This is a genomic window from Variovorax brevis, from assembly GCF_030317105.1.
GTDB classification, from domain to species: domain Bacteria; phylum Pseudomonadota; class Gammaproteobacteria; order Burkholderiales; family Burkholderiaceae_C; genus Variovorax; species Variovorax brevis.
In genome coordinates this window covers 52,071-74,348 of sequence record NZ_JASZYG010000021.1, presented here as the reverse complement: position 1 = coordinate 74,348, position 22,278 = coordinate 52,071, and the positions used below count along the sequence as shown (strand labels likewise).

The 22,278-nt window shown below is 66.7% G+C and carries 21 protein-coding genes; 15 read left to right on the top strand and 6 right to left on the bottom strand.

What is annotated here, in order from left to right; translation table 11 throughout:
- From QTI66_RS33900 to QTI66_RS33890, 3 genes are all read left to right on the top strand, one after another.
- Nucleotides 1-254, top strand: a 254-nt coding sequence (locus QTI66_RS33900) for a hypothetical protein (protein WP_286564768.1), incomplete at its 5' end; no start/stop codon positions are given.
- Between the two features lie 238 nt (nucleotides 255-492).
- The gene (locus QTI66_RS33895; protein ID WP_286564767.1) at nucleotides 493-2,406 is read left to right on the top strand and encodes an ATP-binding cassette domain-containing protein; all 1,914 of its coding nucleotides are present in this window, start codon (nucleotides 493-495) and stop codon (nucleotides 2,404-2,406) included.
- A 60-nt stretch (nucleotides 2,407-2,466) separates the two neighbouring features.
- A complete protein-coding gene (locus QTI66_RS33890; protein ID WP_286564766.1) occupies nucleotides 2,467-4,206 on the top strand; it encodes a phospholipase D family protein in 1,740 nt (579 codons plus the stop codon).
- A gap of 4 nt (nucleotides 4,207-4,210) precedes the next feature.
- Here the strand turns inward: QTI66_RS33890 and QTI66_RS33885 are convergent, their stop codons facing one another.
- Entirely contained in the window at nucleotides 4,211-5,635 is a 1,425-nt protein-coding gene (locus QTI66_RS33885) for an aminotransferase-like domain-containing protein (protein ID WP_286564765.1), read from the bottom strand.
- A gap of 98 nt (nucleotides 5,636-5,733) precedes the next feature.
- On the opposite strand from QTI66_RS33885, the gene QTI66_RS33880 reads away from it, so the two are divergent.
- The 10 genes from QTI66_RS33880 (at nucleotide 5,734) to QTI66_RS33835 (ending at nucleotide 13,435) form a co-directional block, all read left to right on the top strand.
- Nucleotides 5,734-6,333: a LysE family translocator gene (locus tag QTI66_RS33880; RefSeq protein ID WP_286564764.1), complete on the top strand. Its 600-nt coding sequence runs from the start codon at nucleotides 5,734-5,736 to the stop codon at nucleotides 6,331-6,333.
- Nucleotides 6,334-6,430: 97 nt separating this feature from the next.
- Nucleotides 6,431-7,345, top strand: coding sequence for a DMT family transporter (locus tag QTI66_RS33875; protein ID WP_286564771.1), 915 nt, complete (start codon nucleotides 6,431-6,433; stop codon nucleotides 7,343-7,345).
- Complete coding sequence (locus QTI66_RS33870) at nucleotides 7,342-7,941, top strand: LysE family translocator (protein ID WP_286564763.1); 600 nt, start codon at nucleotides 7,342-7,344, stop codon at nucleotides 7,939-7,941. Before QTI66_RS33875 ends, QTI66_RS33870 begins: the two co-directional genes overlap by 4 nt.
- Before the next feature lie 21 nt (nucleotides 7,942-7,962).
- Entirely contained in the window at nucleotides 7,963-9,189 is a 1,227-nt protein-coding gene (locus QTI66_RS33865; RefSeq protein ID WP_286564762.1) for an aminotransferase-like domain-containing protein, read from the top strand.
- Nucleotides 9,190-9,214: 25 nt separating this feature from the next.
- Nucleotides 9,215-9,838, top strand: coding sequence for a DJ-1/PfpI family protein (locus QTI66_RS33860; protein ID WP_286564761.1), 624 nt, complete (start codon nucleotides 9,215-9,217; stop codon nucleotides 9,836-9,838).
- Between the two features lie 17 nt (nucleotides 9,839-9,855).
- A complete protein-coding gene (locus QTI66_RS33855; RefSeq protein WP_286564760.1) occupies nucleotides 9,856-10,497 on the top strand; it encodes a LysE family translocator in 642 nt (213 codons plus the stop codon).
- Between the two features lie 21 nt (nucleotides 10,498-10,518).
- Nucleotides 10,519-11,160: a glutathione S-transferase family protein gene (locus QTI66_RS33850; RefSeq protein ID WP_286564759.1), complete on the top strand. Its 642-nt coding sequence runs from the start codon at nucleotides 10,519-10,521 to the stop codon at nucleotides 11,158-11,160.
- Between the two features lie 5 nt (nucleotides 11,161-11,165).
- Nucleotides 11,166-12,092, top strand: coding sequence for a PhzF family phenazine biosynthesis protein (locus tag QTI66_RS33845; RefSeq protein ID WP_286564758.1), 927 nt, complete (start codon nucleotides 11,166-11,168; stop codon nucleotides 12,090-12,092).
- Between the two features lie 6 nt (nucleotides 12,093-12,098).
- Nucleotides 12,099-12,797 (top strand): VOC family protein, encoded by a 699-nt coding sequence (locus tag QTI66_RS33840; protein WP_286564757.1) that lies wholly within the window; start codon nucleotides 12,099-12,101, stop codon nucleotides 12,795-12,797.
- 2 nt (nucleotides 12,798-12,799) lie between these two features.
- Complete coding sequence (locus QTI66_RS33835; protein ID WP_286564756.1) at nucleotides 12,800-13,435, top strand: LysE family translocator; 636 nt, start codon at nucleotides 12,800-12,802, stop codon at nucleotides 13,433-13,435.
- Between the two features lie 5 nt (nucleotides 13,436-13,440).
- Here the strand turns inward: QTI66_RS33835 and QTI66_RS33830 are convergent, their stop codons facing one another.
- Nucleotides 13,441-18,294, bottom strand: a complete 4,854-nt coding sequence (locus QTI66_RS33830) for an autotransporter outer membrane beta-barrel domain-containing protein (protein WP_286564755.1) — start codon at nucleotides 18,292-18,294, stop codon at nucleotides 13,441-13,443.
- A 268-nt stretch (nucleotides 18,295-18,562) separates the two neighbouring features.
- On the opposite strand from QTI66_RS33830, the gene QTI66_RS33825 reads away from it, so the two are divergent.
- Nucleotides 18,563-19,237, top strand: coding sequence for a histidine phosphatase family protein (locus QTI66_RS33825; protein WP_286564754.1), 675 nt, complete (start codon nucleotides 18,563-18,565; stop codon nucleotides 19,235-19,237).
- Here QTI66_RS33825 and cutA read toward each other — a convergent pair.
- A complete protein-coding gene (gene cutA, locus QTI66_RS33820; RefSeq protein WP_286564753.1) occupies nucleotides 19,228-19,584 on the bottom strand; it encodes a divalent-cation tolerance protein CutA in 357 nt (118 codons plus the stop codon). The genes QTI66_RS33825 and cutA overlap by 10 nt on opposite strands.
- 10 nt (nucleotides 19,585-19,594) lie before the next feature.
- Nucleotides 19,595-19,843: a GlsB/YeaQ/YmgE family stress response membrane protein gene (locus tag QTI66_RS33815; protein ID WP_286564752.1), complete on the bottom strand. Its 249-nt coding sequence runs from the start codon at nucleotides 19,841-19,843 to the stop codon at nucleotides 19,595-19,597.
- A gap of 145 nt (nucleotides 19,844-19,988) precedes the next feature.
- Between QTI66_RS33815 and QTI66_RS33810 the strand changes: the two genes are divergently transcribed.
- Complete coding sequence (locus QTI66_RS33810) at nucleotides 19,989-20,630, top strand: YbhB/YbcL family Raf kinase inhibitor-like protein (protein WP_286564751.1); 642 nt, start codon at nucleotides 19,989-19,991, stop codon at nucleotides 20,628-20,630.
- On the opposite strand, the gene QTI66_RS33805 is transcribed toward QTI66_RS33810, so the two are convergent.
- Together QTI66_RS33805 and QTI66_RS33800 are read right to left on the bottom strand one after the other, a co-directional pair.
- Nucleotides 20,572-21,369 (bottom strand): creatininase family protein, encoded by a 798-nt coding sequence (locus QTI66_RS33805; protein WP_286564750.1) that lies wholly within the window; start codon nucleotides 21,367-21,369, stop codon nucleotides 20,572-20,574. The genes QTI66_RS33810 and QTI66_RS33805 overlap by 59 nt on opposite strands.
- Nucleotides 21,366-22,241, bottom strand: a complete 876-nt coding sequence (locus QTI66_RS33800) for a DMT family transporter (RefSeq protein WP_286564749.1) — start codon at nucleotides 22,239-22,241, stop codon at nucleotides 21,366-21,368. The genes QTI66_RS33805 and QTI66_RS33800 overlap by 4 nt, the downstream gene beginning before the upstream one ends.
- Between the last annotated feature and the right edge of the window lie 37 nt (nucleotides 22,242-22,278).

The following is a 22,278-nucleotide window of genomic DNA, read 5'->3' as shown; positions in this document are numbered from 1 at the left end:
GGCAATTACCTTCAAACGCCCACGCTTATCGGCTGTATGTTTTTAAGGATCCTCGCAAAACTTCCACATCTCTGCTTCGTTTCGCGCTGCCCGCTGTGATCAGCGAAGCCTTCGATTATGACATGCTTTTAAATAACCTGTCAAACCAGCAGGACTTTCATCCCACCGCTCAATTCGCTTTGCCACTTCAAATCAACCCGCTTTGCGGCTCGATTCAATTGGCAGCTCGATTTGAGCTGAGCCTTGAATTATGACACGAAAAATTCGTTTTCGTCAAAAATCAGAGGCCTATTTCGACTCGTTGCAATTGCCTTTCGGTGCCTGCCTACGGTACGCGTTGCCGAGTACTGCCGAGCCCATGATTCTATGCCAACTTTCCCATCCGGGAAAGCACCTACACAAAAAAAGTTTGTGCTGACAGCCTGACGGTACTTTTCGGCTGCCGTGGGATCGTCCGACCGGGGGAGCTGGCCCGGTCCCGATAATCCCGGGATGGCCCTTCTAACTCTACTCGACGCCCAGCTTGCCTACGGTCACGTCGCACTCCTCGACCACGCGGAGTTCTCCCTTCAAAGCGGCGAACGCGTCGGCCTGATCGGCCGCAACGGCGCCGGCAAGTCTTCCTTCCTCAAGATCCTGGGTGGTCTGGAGACGCCAGACGACGGCACCCTGCAGCTCCAACAAGGCGTTCGCATTGCCTACGTCGCCCAGGAGCCGTTGCTCGATCCCGAAGCGACGGTGTTCACAGCGGTCAGCGAGGGGCTTGCTCACGTGATCGCCTCACGCGACATGTACCTGAACGCCGTCGAGGGCGCCGACCTGGATGCCCTGCAGTCCGAGATCGAGGCCTACGACGCCTGGAACTGGGAGCAGCGCGTGGAGGAGGCGCTCGACAGGCTCCATCTTGACGCCAATGCACTGGTTGGCTCTTTGTCTGGGGGGACGAAGAAGCGCGTGGCGCTCGCCCAGGCGCTGGTGACCGCCCCCGACGTCCTGCTGCTCGACGAACCAACCAACCACCTGGATCTCGATTCCATCGAATGGCTTGAGCAGCTTCTTATTGACTTCAAGGGCAGTGTGGTGACCATCACGCACGATCGCGCTTTCCTGGACCGCGTCGCCACCCGGATCGTCGAACTGGACCGGGGCCATCTGGGCTCCTATCCCGGCAACTTCGAGCAGTACCTTCTTCAGAAAGAGGAGCAACTCGCACAGGAACTGGTGATCAACGCCAAGGCCGACAAGCTGCTGGCACAAGAAGAAGTCTGGATCCGCAAGGGCGTGGAAGCGCGCCGCACGCGCAGCCAGAGCCGCATTGGGCGCCTCGAAGCCTTGCGCCAGCAGCGCTCCAGCCGGCGGGAAGCGGTGGGCAGCGTCAATATGGATGTGGCCGCCGGCCTTCCCACGGGAAGGATCGTGGCCGAGCTCACCGACGCCTCCAAGGCCTTCGGCGACAAGGTCATCGTGCGCAATTTCAACGCCACCATTTTGCGAGGCGACAAGATCGGCCTGCTGGGCCCCAACGGCGCAGGCAAGACGACCCTCCTGAAAATGGTGCTCGGTGAACTGGAGCCGGATTCCGGCAAGGTGCGCCGTGGCGCCAACCTGCAGGTCGCGTACTTCGACCAGATGCGCGACGCCCTCAATCTGGACGCCACCCTCGAGGATTTCATCAGCCCCGGCAGCGAGTGGATCGAAATCGGCAAGCAGCGCAAGCACGTCAAGAGCTATCTCTCGGACTTTCTCTTTTCGCCGGCGCGCGCCAACTCCCCCGTGCGCTCCCTGAGCGGCGGCGAGCGCAATCGCCTGCTGCTGGCGCGCCTCTTTGCGCGACCGGCCAACGTGCTGGTGCTGGACGAACCCACCAACGACCTGGACATCGACACGCTGGAACTGCTCGAAGACCTCCTCCAGAACTACGACGGCACCGTCTTCCTGGTGAGCCATGACCGCACCTTCCTCGACAACGTCGTGACCAGCACGATCGCTTTCGAAGGCGAAGGCCGCTGGCGGGAATACGAAGGTGGCGTGCAGGACTGGCTGATTCAATCGCGCCGTTCCCGCGAAATCGCCCAGCAGCGCGCGGCGGCGGCCACCCGTGCCGCACCGGCCGCCGCGCCCGCTGCGGCGCCAGCCTCGGTCGAGGCGCCCGCCAAGAGCACGGCCCCCACGCCCCGCAAGAAGCTCAGCTACAAGGAACAGCGCGAACTGGAAGCACTGCCCGCATTGATCGAAGCGCTGGAAGCAGAGCAGAAGCGCATTACCGAAGCGCTCGAGCAAAGCGGCGGCGCCATCTATGTGAACGAAGCCGCCCGCGCCGCCGAACTCGGCGAGCGCCACGCGCAGATCGACGATGAGTTGATGGCGGCGCTGGAGCGGTGGGAAGAACTCGGCGCCGACCGATAGCCGCCGCGCAATTCGTGCGCTATACAGGGCAAGTCACCGACTCTGCCCGACATCCGCCGAATGATTGCGCTTCGAACCCTCGCGCTCCGCGCCGCCAACTTGCACCGCTGGTGGCTGGCGTTGGCACTGACTTCGCTTTTGATGGCTTGCGCCGAACTGCCGAAGGACGTGCAACGCCCCGTCTCCAACGCGCTGACCTCTGTCGACGGCACGTCGTTGGCGGCAATGGTCCAGGACCGGCGCAAGGCGGACGCCGCACCCTTCGAGTCCGGCTTCCTCATGCTCGATGGCCCGCAAAGCGCCTACGGTGCACGGCTGGCCCTGGTCGACGGCGCACAAAAGACGCTGGACCTGCAGTACTACGCCATTCACGCGGACGCCAGTTCCGCCCGGCTCCTGCGCGCCGTGCGAACAGCCGCGGCACGCGGCGTGCGTGTGCGCTTGCTGCTGGACGACTTCCACAGCACAGGGCGCGACGCCCTGGTGATGCGCATGGCCTTCGAGCCGAACATCGAAATGCGCATGTTCAACCCGCTGGCCGGTGCCCGCGGCTCGACGATCGGCCGCCTCTTCAACGCCCTGGACGATGCGGGCGACCTCCAGCAAAGGATGCACAACAAGCTCTTCATTGCCGACAACGTCATGGCGGTCACGGGCGGGCGCAACCTCGGCGACGCCTATTTCGGCAACGACACCGACGCCAACTTCGTCGATCTCGACGTTCTCTCCGTCGGCCCCATCGTGAAAGACTTTTCGCGCAGCTTCGACGAATACTGGAACAACGAGCGCGCCTACCCGGTGCAGTCGCTGGTGACGCGCGAGGAACTGGACAAGATACGCGACAAGGCCAGGAGCGCTCGCGAGGCGGCCGACGCGGCGCAAACGGCCAAGGGCGAGGATCCCAAGCCAACGGACGGCGACGCTCGCCCCGCCGAAGCCGGCCCGACGCCCGAACAGCGCGCACGGGCGTGGGACGAGCAAGCCATGGACCTGCGCACGGTGAAGTTCGTCTGGGCGCCGGCCGTCGTCCTGGCGGATCGGCCGAGCAAGATTCCCGCCGACACCACGAGTCAATCGGCCACCCTTCCACCGCAAAAGGAAAGCGGACTCGTCATCACCAAGACCGCGGCGACCTCCAACACCGTCAAGGAGATCGCCAACGACGACAACGTGGTGGATGGCCTCCTGAGCCTTTTTCAAAGGGCGCGTTCCGACCTCACCATCGTCTCGCCCTACTTCGTTCCCGGCCAGGACATGCTCGACGCCCTCTCCTCTCTGCGCGCTCGCGGTGTTCGCATTCGCGTGCTCACCAACTCGCTGGCCTCCAACGACGCTGCTGCCGCCCATGCCGGCTACGCGCGCCATCGCAAGGCCTTGCTGGCCATGGGACTGGATCTGTACGAAATGCGCAGCGAGCAGGCCAGCGGCGGCGCATCGCTCGGCTCCTCCGGCGCCAGTATCGGCGGATCGTCGCGCTCCATGCTGCACACGAAAGCCCTGACCATCGACGGCCGCCTGGTCGTGGTCGGGTCGATGAACCTCGACCTGCGCTCTCAACTGCAGAACACGGAAGTGGGCTTGCTCATCCGCAGCGAAACACTCGCCAAGGCGACCAACGAACGCATCGAGGCCGCATTTCGCGAGGGCGCATGGCACGTGCAGTTGGTCGATGGCCAGTTGATCTGGCGCGCGCCGCCGCAGAGCCAGTTGGCCGACACGACGACCGAGCCGGACACCCCCTTGCGCCTGCGGCTGATGATCGACTTGTTCGGCCCATTGGCGCCCGACAAGTTGCTGTAGCCCGCTAGATTTCCGAACGCACGCGCGCGAAGGTCTTCCAGAACGCAGCGTCCTGCGCCGTTGCAAAGTTGACGCGCATCAGGGTGCTGGGCGGGCGCCGCGCATGAAAGAGCGAGCCCGGCGCAATCAGGTAGCCCTCGTCGAGCATGCGCTGCGTGAGGGCGTCGGTGTCGACGCCCGTGTCGACCCATCCGAAAAGCCCGGCCGGCTCGGCGGCAAAAGTGCATCCCGCCGCCAGCGCGAGCTTGACGGTGCGCGCACGCGCGCCATCAAGGCGCGTACGAACCCGATCGCAATGGCGCCGCAACTGGCCCTGGTCGATGCACCAGGCGAGCGCGCGTTCGAACAGCGCCGGCGTCGTCAAGGTCGCCAGCAGCTTGGTTTCCAGCAGGCGGCTGTACAGCGCGGGCGGCGCCGCCAGAAAACCGATGCGCCAGTTGGGCGCGAGGATCTTGGCGAAGCCGCTGACATAGATGGTGCGCTGGAGTCCGTCGAGCGCGCTCAGGCGGGTCGCATAGTCCGGCGCCAGATGGCTGTACGTGTCGTCTTCGACGATGTGAAAGTCGTGCTCGTTGGCGAGTTTCAGCACCCGGTGGGCGCTGCCGGGCGTCAGGCTGTAGCCCGTCGGGTTGTGCAGCACGCTCACGCTCACGAAGAGCTTGGGTCGATGGCCCTCGCCGGCGCCGCAATACTGCGCCATGACGTCGAGGTCCGGCCCGTCAGCGCGCCGCGGCACGGGAAGAATGCGCATGCCCAAGGCTTCGAGCCGGGCGAATTCAATGGCCCAGCCGGGTTCTTCCACCATCACCGGATCGCCCGGCCGCAGCAGCGTGCGGCTCACGATGTCGAGCGCGTGCGTGGCGCCCACGGTGGTGATGATTTGCTCCGGCGCCACCGGCACGTTGATGCCCACGAGCTTTTGCGAGAGGCTGCGGCGCAAGGCCAGGTCGCCGGCCGGGTCGCCGTACTGAAGCGAGAGTTCTTGCAGCATCGGCCCGCTCGTCACCCGACGAACGGCCGCCGGCATGAAGGTCGACTCCATCCAGTCCGGCGGAAACACGCCCATGCCGGGTTGTGGCTTGTCGCTTTGGCGGTGGAACATGCTGCGAATCAGCGAACTGGCGTCGGCGGGGACTTGAGAACCCGCCGCGGGGCTCGCCGCCGGGCGCTGGGATGCTGGCGTTTCATCCGGCACCGGCGCAGCATCGCGCACGAAAAAGCCCCGTTGGCGCCGCGCCTCGACCAGGCCCTGCGCCAGCAATTGATCGTAGGCAGCCACCACGGTGTGCGGGCTGACGCCTTGTTGCCGCGCACATTCGCGCACCGAGGGCAGGCGCGCGCCCGGCGCCAGCAGGCGGTTTCGGATGCGCTCGGCAAAGCGCGCCGACAGTTGATCAGTGAGCGAATGGCCGGAGGTGCGTGTCAGCATGATCTGAGTCTGTGTCGAAGGCGGCACCGATACAGATTCAATCTTTGTATGACGAACTGTATTGGTACTGTAATGGTCGTCAGTTTAAAGTGTGTTCCATGAACTGGCAAGAATTCACCGCGCTGCTGGTGTTGGCCACGGCGATGAGTTTCTCGCCGGGGCCCAACACCACACTGTCCACGACCTTGGCCGCCAACGGCGGGCTGCCGCGCGCCATGCGTTTCATCATTGCGGTGCCGGTGGGCTGGAGCCTGCTGCTGGCGCTGTGCGCTGCCGGCGTCGGGGCGCTGGTCATGGCGGCACCCGCGCTGCGAATCGCCGTCAAGGGCCTGGGCATCGGCTACCTGCTCTGGCTGTCATGGAAGCTGTGGGGCAGCCGCACAATGAGCGGCACCGCGGGCGACACGATGCGTGTCGGCTTCCTGCAAGGTGTGGCGCTGCAGTTCCTCAACATCAAGGCGTGGCTGCTGGCGCTCACGCTGGTGGCCGGCTGGATCGCAGGCCAGCCGGATGCGTTGACGCGCTTCGCCATCGTCGCGCCGGTGATGCTGGTGTACGCCTTCGCCAGCAACTTCGCCTACGCCCTGGCCGGCGCGCTCCTGCGCCATTGGCTTTCGCAAGGTTCGCGGCTGCTGTGGTTCAACCGCTTCATGGCGGCGGTGCTGGTGCTTACGGCTTGGTGGATGGTGAAGGTATGAGCGCAGCGAAGGACATGAAGTGCCGAACGTGGGGGCTACAGTGACCACCGCCATCTCATTGCAGCAACGGCTGGGCCTGCGCGACGAAACACTCGGCATGTGGCTCGGCGTGATCGGGGTAGCGATCTTCGCCGTCACGCTGCCGATGACGCGCCTGGCGACCGGCACGCAGGCGGCGCCGCAACTCTCGCCCTGGTTCACGACGGCGGGCCGGGCCGCGCTGGCGGGGCTGTTGTCCGTGGTCTTTCTGGTGGCCACGCGCTCGCCCCTGCCGCAGCGCAGCCAATGGAAGCCCCTGGGCATCGCGATGCTGGGCAACGCCATCGGATTTCCCTTGCTGCTCGGCTTCGCCTTGCGCATGGTCACGGCCAGTCACGCGGCCGTCATCACCGCGCTGTTGCCGCTGGCCACGGCGGCGATTGCGGCCTGGGTGCTGCGCCAGCGGGCGCGGCTGGGATTCTGGGTCTGCGCCGTCGTCGGCAGCCTGCTGGTGGTGGCGTTCTCCATGCTGCGTGCCCATCAGCACGGGGGCGGTTTCGGCTTCGAATGGGCGGATCTGCTGCTCGTCGGCGCGGTGCTGGCGGCGTCCGTCGGCTATGTCTACGGTGCGCAGGTCACGCAATCGCTGGGTGCTGAACGCGTGATCTGCTGGGTATGCGTGACGGCGCTGCCCGTCACGCTGCCGGCGACTTTGGTCCTGTGGCCGCAGCAGCCGGTCGCGACGTCCGCCTGGGTCGGCTTCGTGTACGTGGGCGTCTTCTCGATGTGGGTGGGCTTCTTTGCGTGGTACCGCGGCTTGGCGCTGGGCGGCGCCTTGCGGGTGAGCCAGACGCAGTTGCTGCAACCCTTCCTGTCGATCCTTGCGGCCGTGCCGCTTCTCGGCGAATCGCTCGACCTGGTCACGCTGGGCTTTGCCGCGGGCGTCGTGGCCACGGTGGTCGTCGGCAAGAAGCTGTCGCAGGCGCCTGCGCCTGCGCCTTCCAGGACCTTGGCGCCGGAGGCCTCGCGGTGAACACCGACCTGCTCCTCGCCTTCGCCCTGTTCGCCTGCGTGACCTCCATCACGCCGGGGCCGAACAACACGATGATCCTGGCCTCGGGCGTCAACTTCGGACTGCGCCGTTCCGTGCCGCACCTGCTGGGCATCAGCCTGGGGTTCGGCGTGATGGTGGCGGCCACCGGGTTCGGGCTGCATGTGGTCTTCGAGCGCTACCCCGTTCTGTTCGACGCGATGCGCTGGATCGGCGCCGCCTACCTGCTGTGGCTGGCCTGGCAACTGGCGCGCTCCGGCCCGATGGCGGACCGCCCGGACCACACCGCGCAACCCATGGGATTTTTTTCCGCGGCTGCGTTCCAATGGGTGAACCCGAAAGCCTGGGTGATGGCCGTGAGCGCCATCAGCAACTTCCTGCCGGCCGAACGATCCATTGCGCAGGTGGCCTTGATCGCTGCGTTGTTTGCGCTGATCAACGTGCCCTGCGTCGCCACTTGGGCTGCGTTTGGCAGCCGCATGCGCAGTTTGCTGCGCGACCCTTTCTATTTGCGCCTGTTCAATGGCGCAGCGGCGCTGGCCCTGGTGGCCTCGCTCTATCCTTTGCTGACCCACTGACCCACCGATCGGAGAAAAACGATGACAACCACCTGGAAACTGGCCACCCGTGCCGAGAAGATGAACCCTTCGGTGCTGCGCGAGATCCTCAAGGTCACCGAGCGCCCCGGCATCATCAGCCTGGCTGGCGGCCTGCCTTCGCCCAAGACCTTCCCGATCCAGGAGTTTGCCGACGCCTGCGCCGACGTCCTGCACAAGGATGGCCAGGCCGCCCTGCAATACGCCGCCAGCGAAGGGTACGCCCCCCTGCGGCAGGCGGTGGCGGACATGCTGCCGTGGAACGTCGACCCGTCGCAGGTGCTGATCACCACCGGTTCGCAGCAGGGGCTGGACCTGGTCGCGAAAGTGCTGCTCGACCCGGGCAGCCGCGTGCTGGTTGAAACGCCCACCTACCTTGGCGCCCTGCAGGCCTTTGCGCCGATGGAGCCCGTCCCGCAGAGCGTCGCCAGCGATGACGAAGGCGTGATCGTCGATGACCTCGTGGCGAAGGCGCGCGGCACCGCAGGCGAAGACGCTGCGCGCTTCGTCTACCTGCTGCCCAACTTCCAGAACCCGACCGGCCGCACCATGACCGAGGCACGCCGTGCCGCCGTGTCCGAAGCCGCCGCCAAGGCCGGCCTGCCCATCGTCGAAGACAACCCTTACGGCGAACTGTGGTTCGACGAAGCCCCGCCCCTGCCGCTGGCCGCGCGCAATCCGGACGGCGTGATCTACTTGGGATCGTTCTCCAAGGTGCTGGCGCCCGGCTTGCGCCTCGGTTTCCTCGTGGCGCCCAAGGCGATCTACCCCAAGCTCCTGCAGGCCAAGCAGGCGGTCGACCTGCACACGCCCATCTTCACGCAGCGCATGGTGTCGGCCGTCATGAAGGACAACTTCCTGGACCGGCACGTGCCCACCATCCGCGCGCTGTACAAGCGCCAGCGAGATGCGATGGTCACAGCGCTCAGGCGCGAGATGAAGGGGCTGGACGTGCAATTCAACGTGCCGGTGGGCGGCATGTTCCTGTGGGCGCGCATGCCCGAAGGCATCGACACCGTGGCGCTGCTGCCGCGTGCGGTGGAACGCAACGTCGCCTTCGTGCCGGGTGCGCCGTTCTATGCCGGCCCGGGTGACAAGCGCACGATGCGCCTGTCCTTCGTGACGGCCAACGTCGACGAGATCGACACGGCCATTGCGGCGCTGGCATTGGCACTGCGCGAGGAACTGGCGCTTGTGGGCGAGCGCAAGCCTGCACCCGCACCCGTCTGAAACTCAGCGAAAAGCAAGCCGCTTCATGCACATCGCCATCCTCACCTTCGACGGCTTCAACGAACTCGACTCGCTGGTGGCGCTGGCGGTGCTCAACCGCGTCAAGAAGCCCGGCTGGCGCGTCACGCTGGCCGCGCCGAGGGCCACCATCACCTCGATGAACGGCGTCACCGTGCATGCCAGCGCGACGCTCGAATCCGCCTGCGACGCCGACGCCGTGCTGTTCGGCAGCGGCATCCGCACACGGGAGATCGCGGCCGATGCATCCATCATGAACGTGCTGCGCGGCATCGACGCATCGCGGCAACTCGTTGGCGCGCAATGCTCCGGCACGCTCTTGCTTGCCAAACTGGGCCTGCTGGGCGCTGTGCCCGCGTGCACCGACCTCACGACCAAGCCATGGTTGCAGGAGGCGGGCGTCGAAGTGCTCAACCAGCCCTTCTTCGCCCAAGGCAACGTGGCCACCGCGGGCGGTTGCCTGTCGGCGCCCTACCTCGCGGCATGGCTCATCGCACGCACTGAAGGCATCGAGGCGGCAAAGGGCGCCCTGCACTACGTCGCGCCCGTGGGCGAGAAGGATGACTACGTGGCGCGCGCCATGGGCAACATCCTCCGCTACCTCCCGCAAACCGTGGCCGAGTCGAGCTGACACCGAAAGCAGTCTTCATGATCGACCCGGGCACCCTCTCGCTCTTCTTGCTCGCGGTGTTGGCGCTGTTTCTCTCGCCGGGCCCGAACATGGCTTTTGTGCTCTCGCACGGTGTGGCGCACGGACCGCGCGGCGGGCTCGCGGCGGCTGCGGGCATCTCGGCCGCGGACTTGGTGCACACGCTCTTCGCGGCCACAGGCGTCACCGCGCTGGTGGCGGCGTGGCCGCCGTCTTTCGATGTGCTGCGCTACGCTGGCGCGCTGTACCTCGCCTGGCTCGCAGTGCAGGCGTTGCGCCGGGGCGGCGGTCTTCGCGTGGATTCACCGGCCCGGCCCGCGGGTTTCGGGCGCATCGTGCGCATGGCCTTGCTCAACAACCTCGTCAACCCGAAGGCTCTGCTGTTCTTCATGGTGTTCCTGCCGCAGTTTGTCGATCCGGCGCGCGGATCGGTCGCGGCGCAGCTGGTGCAGCTGGGCGTCGTGCTGTCGCTGGCGGCTTTGTTGTTCAATGCGGGACTGGGCGTTTTCAGCGGCAAGATCGGCCGCTGGCTGCAGCGCGGCAGCGGTGCGAATACCTGGCCCGGCCGCCTGCTGGCCGCCGTGATGTTCGGGCTGGCGGTGCGCTTGCTGCTGCTCGACAACCCTTCGCGTCGAATCTGAAGAAATAAGAGGAACAGAAACATGCTCAACATCTGGGGCCGTATCAGCTCGATCAACGTACGCAAGGTGGTGTGGTGCGCGCAGGAACTCGGCCTGGACTTTCAGCGCACGGAAGCAGGCGGCAAGTTCGGCGTGGTGCAGACGGCCCAATACCGCACGCTCAATCCGAATGCGCTGGTGCCGGCCATAGACGACGGCGAAGGCGCGGAGCGCGTGACGCTCTGGGAGTCGAACGTGATCGTGCGCTACCTGTGCGCCAAGCATTCGCCGGGCACTTTCTACCCGACCGATCTCGCCTCGCGCTTTGACGCGGAACGCTGGATGGACTGGCAGCAGACCACGCTGAATCCGGCGGGAAGGGGCGCGTTCGTGCAGTTCATCCGCACGCCGGCCGCAGAGCGCAACCCGGCCGTCATCGCGCAGTCGACCGGCGCTGCCGAGCAGCTGTTCGCGATGCTCGACGCGCATCTCGCAACGCACGAATACATGGCCGGTGACCACTTCACGATGGCCGAGATCCCCGTGGGCTGCGAGGTGCATCGCTGGTTCGGCCTGCCGGTGACGGAATACACGCGGCCTTCGTGGCCGAACCTGGAGCGCTGGTTCGGGCAGCTTCGCAACCGCACCGGTTCGCGCGGCGTGCTCGATCTCGCGCTGGAGTGAGCGTCATGAAAACACGGCCTTTCAAGCAAGTCGACGTCTTTACCGACACGCCCTACTTCGGCAACCCGCTCGCCGTCGTGCTCGATGGCAGTGGCCTCTCGGACGAAGACATGCAGCGCTTCGCGCGCTGGACCAACCTGTCGGAAACCACCTTCGTCCTGCCGACCACGCAGCCGGGCGCCGACTACCGCGTGCGCATCTTCACGCCGGGCGGTGAACTGCGCTTTGCCGGCCATCCGACGCTGGGCACCTGCCATGCATGGTTGGCCGCGGGCCACACGCCCCAACGCGACGACCAGATCTTGCAGCAATGCGAAGTCGGCCTCGTGCGAATCCGCAGCGACGCGGCGACGCAAAGCCTTGCCTTCGAAGCGCCTCCGCTGCGCCGCAGTTCGCCGAGTCCGACGGTGCTGGCCAAGGTGGCCGGCGCGCTGGGGCTCAAAGCGCACCACGTGCTGGCCGCCCAGATGCTGGACAACGGCACCGGCTGGCTCGGACTGCTCCTGGAGGATGCGGAAACGGTGCTCGCGCTGTCGCCGGACCAGCGCGCGCTCAAGGAGCTGGGGCACAAGGTCGGTGTCGCGGGCATCTATGCGCCGCAGGACGCGCCGGCACTGATCACACGCTCGAACCGCGAGGCCAGGGCCTTCGCCCAGCGCACCGCGGCAGTCGAGTCCGCCGAGGCGCCCGACCTGGAGGTGCGCGCGTTTGCCGCCTGCGTCGGCATCGAGGAAGATCCCGTCACCGGCAGCCTGAACGCCAGCCTGGCGCAGTGGCTCATCGCCGACAACCGCTTGCCGGAGAGCTACCTGGTGGCACAAGGCCAGTGCATCGGCCGTGCCGGACTCGTGCACATCGCGCGCGACGATCAGGGCCAGGTGTGGGTCGGCGGCCGTTCGGTCATTTGCGTTGATGGAAGCGTCCATCTTTAACCCGTGATGAAAGCGCACGCCGAAGTCGATCACCTCGTCATCGCCGCGCGCACGCTGGACGAAGGCGTCCGGTGGTGCGAGGCGACGCTCGGCGTCGTGCCCGGCCCCGGCGGCTCGCACACCTTGATGGGCACGCACAACCGCCTGCTGCCGATCTCCGGCGCCGGCTTCGCGAACTGCTACCTCGAGATCATCGCCATCGAGCGTGACAAGAAGCCGACCCGCGCCAAGGGGCTGCGCCGATGGTTCGACCTGGACGACAACGCATTGCTTGCGGGCCTGAACCGCCACGGACCGCGGCTCATTCATTTCGTGGCCCGCGTGCCGGACGCACTGACCGCGGTTCGCGCGCTCGCCAACGCACACACCCACATCGATCGAGGCGCGGTGATCGAAGCGTCGCGCGACACGGCGGCCGGCCGGCTCGAATGGCGCATCACCGTGCGCGACGATGGCCAGCGCCTGTTCTACGGTGCGCTGCCGACGCTCATCCAGTGGGGCGCCGTGCACCCGACGGATACGATGGAAGCCTGCGGCATCGAACTGGTGTCGCTGGCCGGTTTCCATCCCCGCGCCGACACGCTGCGCACGGCCTTCGACGTGATCGGCCTGAGCTCGGTCGACATCCGAAAAGGGCCACCCGACCTGGTGGCCACGCTGCGCACGCCGCGCGGCCTTGTCACGCTGGAATCAAAAGGACTTTGAACATGCTTCACGCATCCGAACTGCTGTGGTTTGGGCTCGCCGCCTTGCTCTTGGTGCTCACGCCCGGCCCGAACATGATCTATTGCGTCTCACGCACGCTGTGCCAGGGGCGCGAGGCGGGTTTCTATTCCCTTGCTGGCGTTCTCCTGGGTTTCGTGGTCCACCTTTCGACGGCTGCGCTCGGGTTGACCGCCGTGCTGCTGGCCGTGCCGCTGGCCTTCGACGCCATCCGCATGGCCGGTGCGGCCTACCTGCTGTGGATGGCGTGGCAGGCGGTGAAGCCGGGCGGCGTCGCGCCCTTCGAAGCGCGCCTGCTGCCGCAGGATTCGCCAGGCAAGCTGTTCCGCATGGGCTTCTTCACGAACGTGCTGAACCCCAAGGTGGCCATGTTCTACCTGTCCTTCTTTCCGCAGTTCCTGCATCCGGACCGTGGCTCGGTGTTGCTGCAGAGCGTGCAGTTGGGCGCGGTGCAGATTGGCGTGAGCACCGTGGTCAACACCGGCTTGGTCAGGGGCGCCGCCGCCATCACCGCGGTGCTCTCGCAAAGCCGCGGCTGGCTGCTCGCGCAGCGCTACGTGATGGGCAGCGTGCTGGCGGCGCTGGCCGCACGCGTGGCCCTCACCACGCAGAACAAGTAGCTGCCCTACCAGCGCACGCGCATGCCGGCCGACCCTTCGATGGACGAAGAGACGCGCGAGTCGCCGTGCATGTCGAACAGGCGCCCCAACTCGCCATAGAGGCTGACGCGCGGCGTCACGGTCAGGGTGAGGCCACCCGCCACTTCAACCGAGGTGTAGCCCGTCGTGGTGGCAATCGTCGACGTGCCCGCTGGCGAGATCTGGCGGAGGTTGTCATTGCCGGACGTGGCGTAATACACGTTCACCCGGCCGTAGGGTTGCAGCCGCCCCAGCGGCGTTGCCATCTCGCCCTTCAGACGCACGCCTGCACGCGCCAGCCAGCCGCCGTCCGCCTCGTTTTTCACCCGCAAGCCGCCCACATCGACGTCGTAGACATCGAGCCGCTGGTTCACCAGTTGGGCCTGCGGCTCGATGATCCAGCCGTCGCCCAGGCCAATGGACTGGCCGATTTCGAGCGAAGCCTGCACCCCCCGGCCCTTGCCCGAGAGGGCTGCTGCGTCGTTGGGGCGAAGCGTGTAGTCATGACGGCCGACCTGCACCACGGCATCGGCATAGAAGCCGGCGGGTGTTGTGTACGTCGCGTAGCCTGCCAGGTATTGCGAGCGCAGTTCGGACCGGCCGACACTGCCCCACGCGCCCGGATCGCCGTGCAAGCCACTGACCTGCGCGTCGCCATCGAGTTGGCCGACGTAGATGCCGAGTCGCCAATCGGACCCTGGCGCCGCAAAGAGGTCTGTGCCCACCTGGAAGCCGTCGACATGCCCCTGGCTGGATGGCGCCAAGTCGACAGGCTTGACCAAGGGCGAGGTGTCGAAGCTCTTCTGCTGGATGTCGAGGTCCGCGCCGATGATGCGGCCCCAGGCGCGCCGCTCGCCCACGCTGAAGCCCTGCACGCGGGAGTCCTCATCACCCACGCGGCGATGCAGGTTGCTGAGCATCGTGGTGTCCGACTGGCGCATTTGCGCAGGCATTCCCGCGAGCAGGGACACTTGGGTGTTGTAGCTTTGCAGTTGGGCCACGTTGGGGTCGGCGCTCCCTGCGACGACCGTGCCTTTGCCCAGGCCATCAGGGTCCGGCGTCGCGCGCGAACTCAGGTACCAGCTCTCGCCGGCGCCATTCGCATCGGCGGCCACCAGGCGATATTGGTAGGGGCCTGCGTCCACGTGTCCGTTGGCCAGCGCAAAGGCATCCTTCGACGATTGCGCCGTCGTGGTCGCGCCATTGCGTGCCGCGATGATTTCGATGCCGCTGCCTGTGGTGGGCGCGCCGAGTGCGCCGCGATTGACGACCTGCACCGTCGTGCGGCCGCTGGCTTGGGCCGAGGCGCCATCGATCACGAGTTGGTCCGAAGGGCCGCTGCCGTTCAGGACGGCGCCGAGCTGCAGCGTTCCCCCGTTGCCGACGTAGTTGCCGCGCACCGTCAGCTTCGAACCGACTGTCGTGCTGAGCAGGGACACGGTGCCGCTGTTCACCAGCGACGAGACCGTCTGATTGAAGCCTCCCGTCTCCAGCGTCGCGCCTGCCGCGACGGTGTGTGCGGACCCGGGGCTGAAAGCACTCGCCGCACCGGCCACCAGCCGGCCGCCGGAGACGGTCGTTGCGCCTGAGTAGGTGTTGGTGCCCGACAGTGCCAGCGTGCCGGCGCCGACCTTCTCCAGTTGGCCTCCGCCAACGGCGCCATCGCTGATCTGGCCGCTGAAGTCACCCGCGCCGACCACCAGCTTGCTGCCGGCAAGACCCACCGTTCCCGCGCCATGAAGCGAGCCGATGGTCTCCGTCATTCCCGCGCCTGCGAATTCGAAACCGTGGCGGCCCGCCTGGCCGGTGCTCGCGACCGTTACCTTTGCAGTGTCGACGATCTGCTCGCTGGCCTGCAACCTGACGACGCCTTGCCCGTCGACGTTCAGGTCACCCGGAATGGCCGTTGCGCCGCCCGTGCGCGCAAGGCCGAGCACTGCATTGCCCTGCACAGTGGTGACGCCGGTGTAGGTGTTCGACTTGCTGCCCGTCAACAGGTAGCTGGCCGTCGGCGCCGTCGCATCGAAGCTGATGCCATGGCTTCCGCTGATGGCGCCCGCCAGATTGACGGTGCCTTGCGTGGTCTGGGTGACGCGCGCGGTCGCGGCGAGATCGACGTCGCCGTTCAGCGTGAGCGTCGGCACGGCGGTCTTCGACGCGGCGATCGCAAAATCGCCCGCAACGACGATGGGGTTCGCCAGCGTGGCGTCGGTTTGCGTGCCCAGCGTGCCGCCGTTGATGGTCAGTTTGCCCGTGCCCAGCGCCTGGTCGTTGTTGGCGAGCAGCGTCCCCTCGTTCAGCGTCGTTCCGCCGGCGTACCCATTGGCGGCGGCCAGCACGAGCGTGCCCAGGTCGCCCTTGACGATGCCACCGGTGCCCGCAATGGGCGCGCTGATCGTTGCCGTATAGCTTGCGCCGTTGGCCGAACCGTCGCCCACGCGGATGAGGGTGTCAGCGGTGTTGGTCTGGATGGTGTCTCCATCAACGGTGTAGCCATCGACGGCGAATTGGGCGCCGCTGAAGAACACCGCGCCGCCTGAACTGTCCACCGTCACCGTGCCCGCGGCGCCGCCAAAGATGGCGAAGGCATTCTGGCTCCACGGCGCATTCGCGGAGCCATTGGCGTCGGTCCAGTGCTCAGATGCGCCAGCGGTCATGACGCCTGAGCCACCGTCGATCTTGCTGTTGTTGACGCTGCCGGCGTTGCCGCCGTCCCAGAAGTTGAGCGTTCCGCCCGCGGTGTTGATCAGGTTCACCTGCTTCGCCACGGAGGTCTGCAAATAGAGGTCGGACGTGTTGCCGGGAACGTTGCCAAAGACCAGCGTGTTGCCAATCAGCGCGCCGCTGTAGTTCACGAGCCGGTACAGGCCCGCCCCGAAGCTGCCACCCGAGGACTGCGCAACATTGAGCGTGCCGGCCAGGTTGAGGTCGCCATTGACGTTGAGCAGGCTGTTCGACGCCCCGCCCACCGTCCCTGCCTGGCCAAGCTGGTAGTCGAGCTGGGTGCCGCTGTTCAGGGTCAAGGCGCTCACCGTGAGCCCCGCGCCATTGCCCGGCGCCAGGTGCGAGCCGCTGGCCATCGTGACGGCCCCCACATGCTTGCCGTTGCCCGAGAGCGTGGCGCCATCCTGGACCGTGACAGCCCCCGCCACGATGCCGGAGGGGCCGCTGCTCAGCGTGGCGCCCGAGTTCACCGCGATGCCGCCCGTTGCCAGAGACTGGTCCCCTTCGATGCGCAGGGTGCCGGCATCGACGGTGGTGCTGCCGGTGTAGCTGTTGTTGCCGCTCAACGTGAGCGTGCCTGCGCCCACCTTGACGAGCGAGCCACCGATGGCGCTCACGTCATCGACGTAGGGGCGGTTGAGCAGGTCACGATAGCCCGCGCCCTTGTCCGAGATCACACCGCTGATCGTGCCGTCCTGCCCCAAGGCCCCCACGGTCAGCGATTTCGAGCCGAGAACCACATTGCCTCCGCCGTCGAGCGCTCCGACCGACATGCCGGTGGCGGCGTTGCTGACGAACACCGTCCCGGTGTTGTGGATGGTGGTGCCGGCCATGTCGGCCGTGTCGCCCAGCATGACGAAGCCGCTGTGGTTGTTGACCGTGGCGCTGCCGCCGGAACTCGCGCCGATGAAGCCGACACGCCCGCCGTTGTTGTCGATCACCGCGTTGGCAGCCGTGCTGGTGCCGTCGAAGTAGATGTACGCGCCCGCGCCGCCATTGGTGATGTGCGCCGTGCCCGCACTCGCGCCACCACTGAACTGCGTGCCCGAATTGGTTCCCAGCGTATTGGAGGATTCGTGCGTGGTGATCGTCAGTCCGCCGGCATGGGCCGCACTGCCGTTGAAAAGCAACTCGCTGTTGAAGTACAAGTCGACCGGCCCGGTGCCCAGATTGTTCGCCCCCTCCACGGCCACGTTGGTGCGTCCCTCGTTGACGCCCTGGACGCCGATGCGCGTGCCACCCGTGGACGTGTTGTTGCCGGCCAGGGTCAGCCGCCGCAGCTCGGTGCCGTCGAACAGGCCGCTGTTGAACAGTGTCAGGGGACCGCCGCCGGTGATCGCGCCCGACAGCGTGTTCGATTGCTTGGCATTGACATCGATCGCGCCACCGCCGGCGCCCAGGGTAATGGCCCGCGCACTGGCGAAGTTGTCGGCGCCCAGGCGCAGGGTGCCCCCATTCGCCAGGCTGAGGTTGCCGGAAGACGCGCCGAGTTGCGAATCGGTCGCGACCTGCAGCACGCCGCCCTCGATGGCGGTGTCGCCCGAATACGTGTTGGCCCCCACGAATTGAACGGTGCCGCCTCCGCTCTTGACCAGCCCCGCCGTGCCCGCGATCACGGGCTGAATGACCAGCGTCGTGCCCGCCGCCACGTCGATCACGGGCGTGGAAGGTCCGGCCAGCGTGAGGGTTTCGCCGACCGGGTTGGCCAGCGTGAGAACGCTCGTGCGGTTGCCGCCCTGGTAACTCAAGCCCGCCGCCGTCTGGTCCCCCTCCATCGTGACCGTGTAGTTGTCGATGGCCGACGTTCCAGCCGAAAAGACCGCTGCCGATCCGGGGAGCCAGGTGGAGGTCGCCGCATCGCCTGCGGGCGCCGTGGTCCAGTTGCTGTTGCCGGCGTTCCAGGTTCCGTTGGGCGCCGTGCCGGTGCCTGCCGTCGCGCCCGTGGTGTCCCAATATTGAACCGTCTGCGCGCTCGCCGGCAGTGCCGTGAAAGCGACCAGCGCCAGCGTCAATCCCGCAGCACCCGTGCTGCGCTTGCCGCGAGCACGCGTGATTTCGGAAACGGCGACCCAAGCTCCCAGGACTGGGTTGTAGATGCTGCGATAGGACTTGTTCACGTTGGCTTTCCCTTGCGGATGCACGTCTGGCGCGCGCTGTTTTGGGCTTTGAACCCGGATGGAAGAGTAGTTAAGTATTCACTATCACACAAATTGAAACGCTTGAAACCTCGCGTTTCTGCTATCTCACATCTGTGGCCTTGACAACGGAGGATTCCGTCACGGGTGTGCGAAACGTCTGACGCATAGTGCGAATGGCATCCACTTCAGCCGGAATGGGTCACGAAAGGGACCGGCCCCGAGCGGCGTCTTTGACAGAATCCGTCGCATGGGAACCCTCTACCTCGTGCGACATGGACAGGCATCTTTCGGTGCGGCCGACTACGACAACCTGAGCGAACTCGGCCATCGCCAAAGCGTGCGGCTGGGGGAGTACTGGCGCGAGCGCGGCATGCAGTTCGATGCCGTCATCACCGGCACGCTCAAGCGCCACCGTCAAACATGGGAAGGCATCGCCAGGGGCCTGGGCCTCACGCGCGACGACGTGTTGCCGTGGCCGGGCCTGAACGAATACGACAGCGAGGCGGTCATCGCTGCCATCCACCCCGAAAAGCTGGAGCGGCCAGACACACCGGAGATGTACCGGCACCACTTTCGCCTGCTGCGCGACGGGCTGGGCGCCTGGATGCAAGGCAAGGCTGCGCCTGCCGGGATGCCCAGCTACCTGGAATTCCTGTCAGGGGTGACCACGGCGCTGGACCACGTGCGCGCCAATCACCACGGCGCCAAGGTGCTGGTGGTGTCCAGTGGCGGGCCGATCAGCACGGCCGTGGGCCACGTGCTGGGCACCAGCGCCGAAACGACGATCGAGCTGAACCTGCGGATCCGAAATTCGTCGGTCACCGAGTTCGCTTTCACGCCCAAGCGCCACATGCTCGTGACCTACAACACCTTGCCGCACCTCGACGGGCCGGCCTACGAAGACTGGGTGACCTACTCCTGAGCAGGCGCCGGTGGCACAGGCACGGTGCCTGCGGCCAGCCAGGCAAGGTAGTCGGTGGATCCTGCCGTGATCGGCAACTGGATGATTTCCGGCGTCTCGTAGCTGTGGCGCGCGCGAATGAAGGCCTCCAACGCCGCGAAGCGGGACGAACGCGTCTTGGCCATCAGTACCCATTCAGGCTCGCGGCGCATTTCCCCTTGCCAGCTGTAGAAGCTGCGGACGTGGTGCACCTGCACGCACGCCGCCAGGCGCGCCTCGACAATGGCCGTCGCCAGGTTTTCAGCTTCGTCCTCGGTGCCGGCCGCGGTCATCACGATGCACGGCGTATCGCCGCCGCCGGCCGTCATGGCGCAGGTCTCAACGCTTGCGGGCCACGAGGCTCCACACGAAGAGCAGCACGATGGCACCGACCACCGAGGCAATGAAACCCGCCCCCTGCCCTGCCGCGTACCAGCCCATCGCCTGGCCGAGATAGGTGGCGGCCAACGCACCGACAATGCCCACGATGGTCGTCATGATGAGGCCCATCGAATCGTCCCCCGGCTTGAGCGCACGGGCGACAAGGCCAGCGACGAAGCCGATCAGGATGGTCCAGAGAATGCTCATGTCTTCTTCCCCGCGTGTGAGGTCATGAGGCCGGACGCGCAGCGACCGGGCTGCGGCCATGATAGCGGCGGAGCTTCCCCGCGTCCTACACCGTTGGGCGGTCCGCCGCGCTATACCTGCACAAGCTGAATCACAGGGACGAACGATGCTTGAACACCTTCCCGGCGCGGTGGGCCATGCCTTGCACGAGGTGCGGGCCGGACTGGACCACATCGCCTTCAACACCACCGGGCTGCGCGAGGGCATGGCCTCCATCGTGGTGAGCACGCTGGCCTTTGCCGACCACGCGCCCATCCCCGAGCGCTACACCGCCGATGGCGAAGGCGTGTCGCCGCCCCTTTCATGGGCGAGCCTGCCGCCCGCCACGGAATCGGTCTTGCTGCTGGTGGAAGACGCCGACTCGCCCACGCCGCACCCGCTGGTCCACGCCATCGTGGTCGGGTTGCGGCCGGACGTCAGCGATCTGGCCATTGGCGACATCGACGACGCGGAAGAATCCACGCGCGGCTTTATCGTGGGACGCAATTCGTCGCTGCGCGCCGGTTGGCTGCCGCCCGATCCGCCGCCCGGTCATGGCGTTCATCGCTATGCGTTCCAGGTGTTTGCGCTCAACGCGGCGCCAGGCTTCGACGGCCCGCCCGGCCGCGAGGAAGTGCTGGACATCCTGCGCTCGCACGCCATCGCGAGCGGCCTGCTGATCGGGACCTACGAGCGACCCGACGGATCCATCAAGCAGGGCGCGGAACCAGCGTCGACAGCGGAAGCCGCGACACTTCGCCCAGCATGATCGCCAGTTGCCGCGCCGCCGCGTTGACGAGCGCCTGCCCCTGCTCCGGCGTCGCCGCTGCCGCGTTGCCCACCGCGCCCTCGGCGTTGTAGTCCTGGATGGCCCAGCCCATCTTGGCACTGCGTCCGTTGCCGATCACTGCATAGTCGGCAGCACGCTGGCGCGACGTGGACCCGAAGTCGCGGGCGGCATTCATGTTCACCAATTGCGGCGACAGGGCCAGCATCATGGAGGTCTCGGACTCACCGGCGTGGACATCGAAGCGGTCGAGCGCCATGCCGTCCAGCGGCAGGTTGAACCAGCTCACGCTGTAGACGAGCAGGTCGTGCGCCTCGCGCAGTTCTCGCGCCACGATGTCCATCGCGCCGACGTGGCCGCCGTGCGCGTTGAACAGCACCAGCTTGCGGACGCCGGCGCGCGCGACGCTGGCGCCGATTTCCTTCCACAGGCGGATCAGCGTTTCCGCGGACAGGGTGATCGTGCCGGGAAAGCGCGCGTGCTCCGGGCTGAGGCCGATCTGCTGCGTCGGCAAGAACAGCACCGGCAGGTCCGCGGGCAACAGCGGCAGCGCCGCCTGCACGATGCCGTCCGCCAGCAGCGTGTCCACGCCCAGCGGCAGGTGCGGCCCGTGCTGCTCGGTGGCGCCCAGCGGCAAGACAGCGACGGTCGTCGCAGGATCCAGTGCGGCGAAGTCGCGCGTGCCAAGTTCGGCCCAGAAGCGGCGGGAGGGAGCAGTCATGGCCGGATCTTAGTACCCTGAGTGACTTGCTTCGCCTTGCGGCTCAGCACGATCGCAATGCCGCCGAGGATGGCCACGGAAGCGAGCGCGAGGCGCGGCGTGATCGCTTCGGCCATGAACACCACGCCGCCCAGCGCCGCGATCAGCGGAACCGACAGTTGCACGGTGGCGGCGCGCAGCGCGCTGAGGCCCGGCAGCGCCGCATACCAGATGACATAGCCAATGCCCGAGGTGATGGCCCCGGACGCGATGGCAAGCGCGAGGCCCGACGCATCGGCGTGCGCCTGCGACGCCAGCACCACGCTCACGATCAGGGCGAGCGGCGCGGCGCGCGCAAAGTTGCCGGCCGTGGCGGCGAGCGGATCGGCGACTCCGCGTCCCCGCAGCGAATAGATGCCCCAGGCCACCCCCGCAATGGCCATCAGCGCGGCGCCGAGCGGTGCAGGTGCGGCAACGCCCGGCGACATCAGCCAGGCCAAGCCGCCGACGGCCAGCAAGAAGCCGACCCAACCCCACAACCCGAAGGACTCGCCCGAGCGCAAGCCCGCGCCGAGCATGGTGATTTGCACCGCGCCGAACAGGATCAGCGCGCCGGTGCCAGCCGACAGGCTCAGGTAGGCAAAGGAAAAGAAGGCGACGTAGGCAAACAGCATGAGCGCCGCGAGCCAGTCCACGCGCTTCCGTGCGGCCGGTTGGCGCGCACCGATGCGCACGAACAGCCCCAGCGTGAGCGCCCCGGCCACCAGCCGGACGCTGGCAAAACTCGCGGGATCGATGCCGCCATGCTGCAGCGCGAGCCTGCACAGGATCGAGTTGGCGGCAAAGGCGAGCATCGCCACCGTGGTCAGGGCGATGGTTCGGAGCGCGGGCATTCCCGCGTTATAGGCGCAGTGGGCTTGCGCGCGCTAC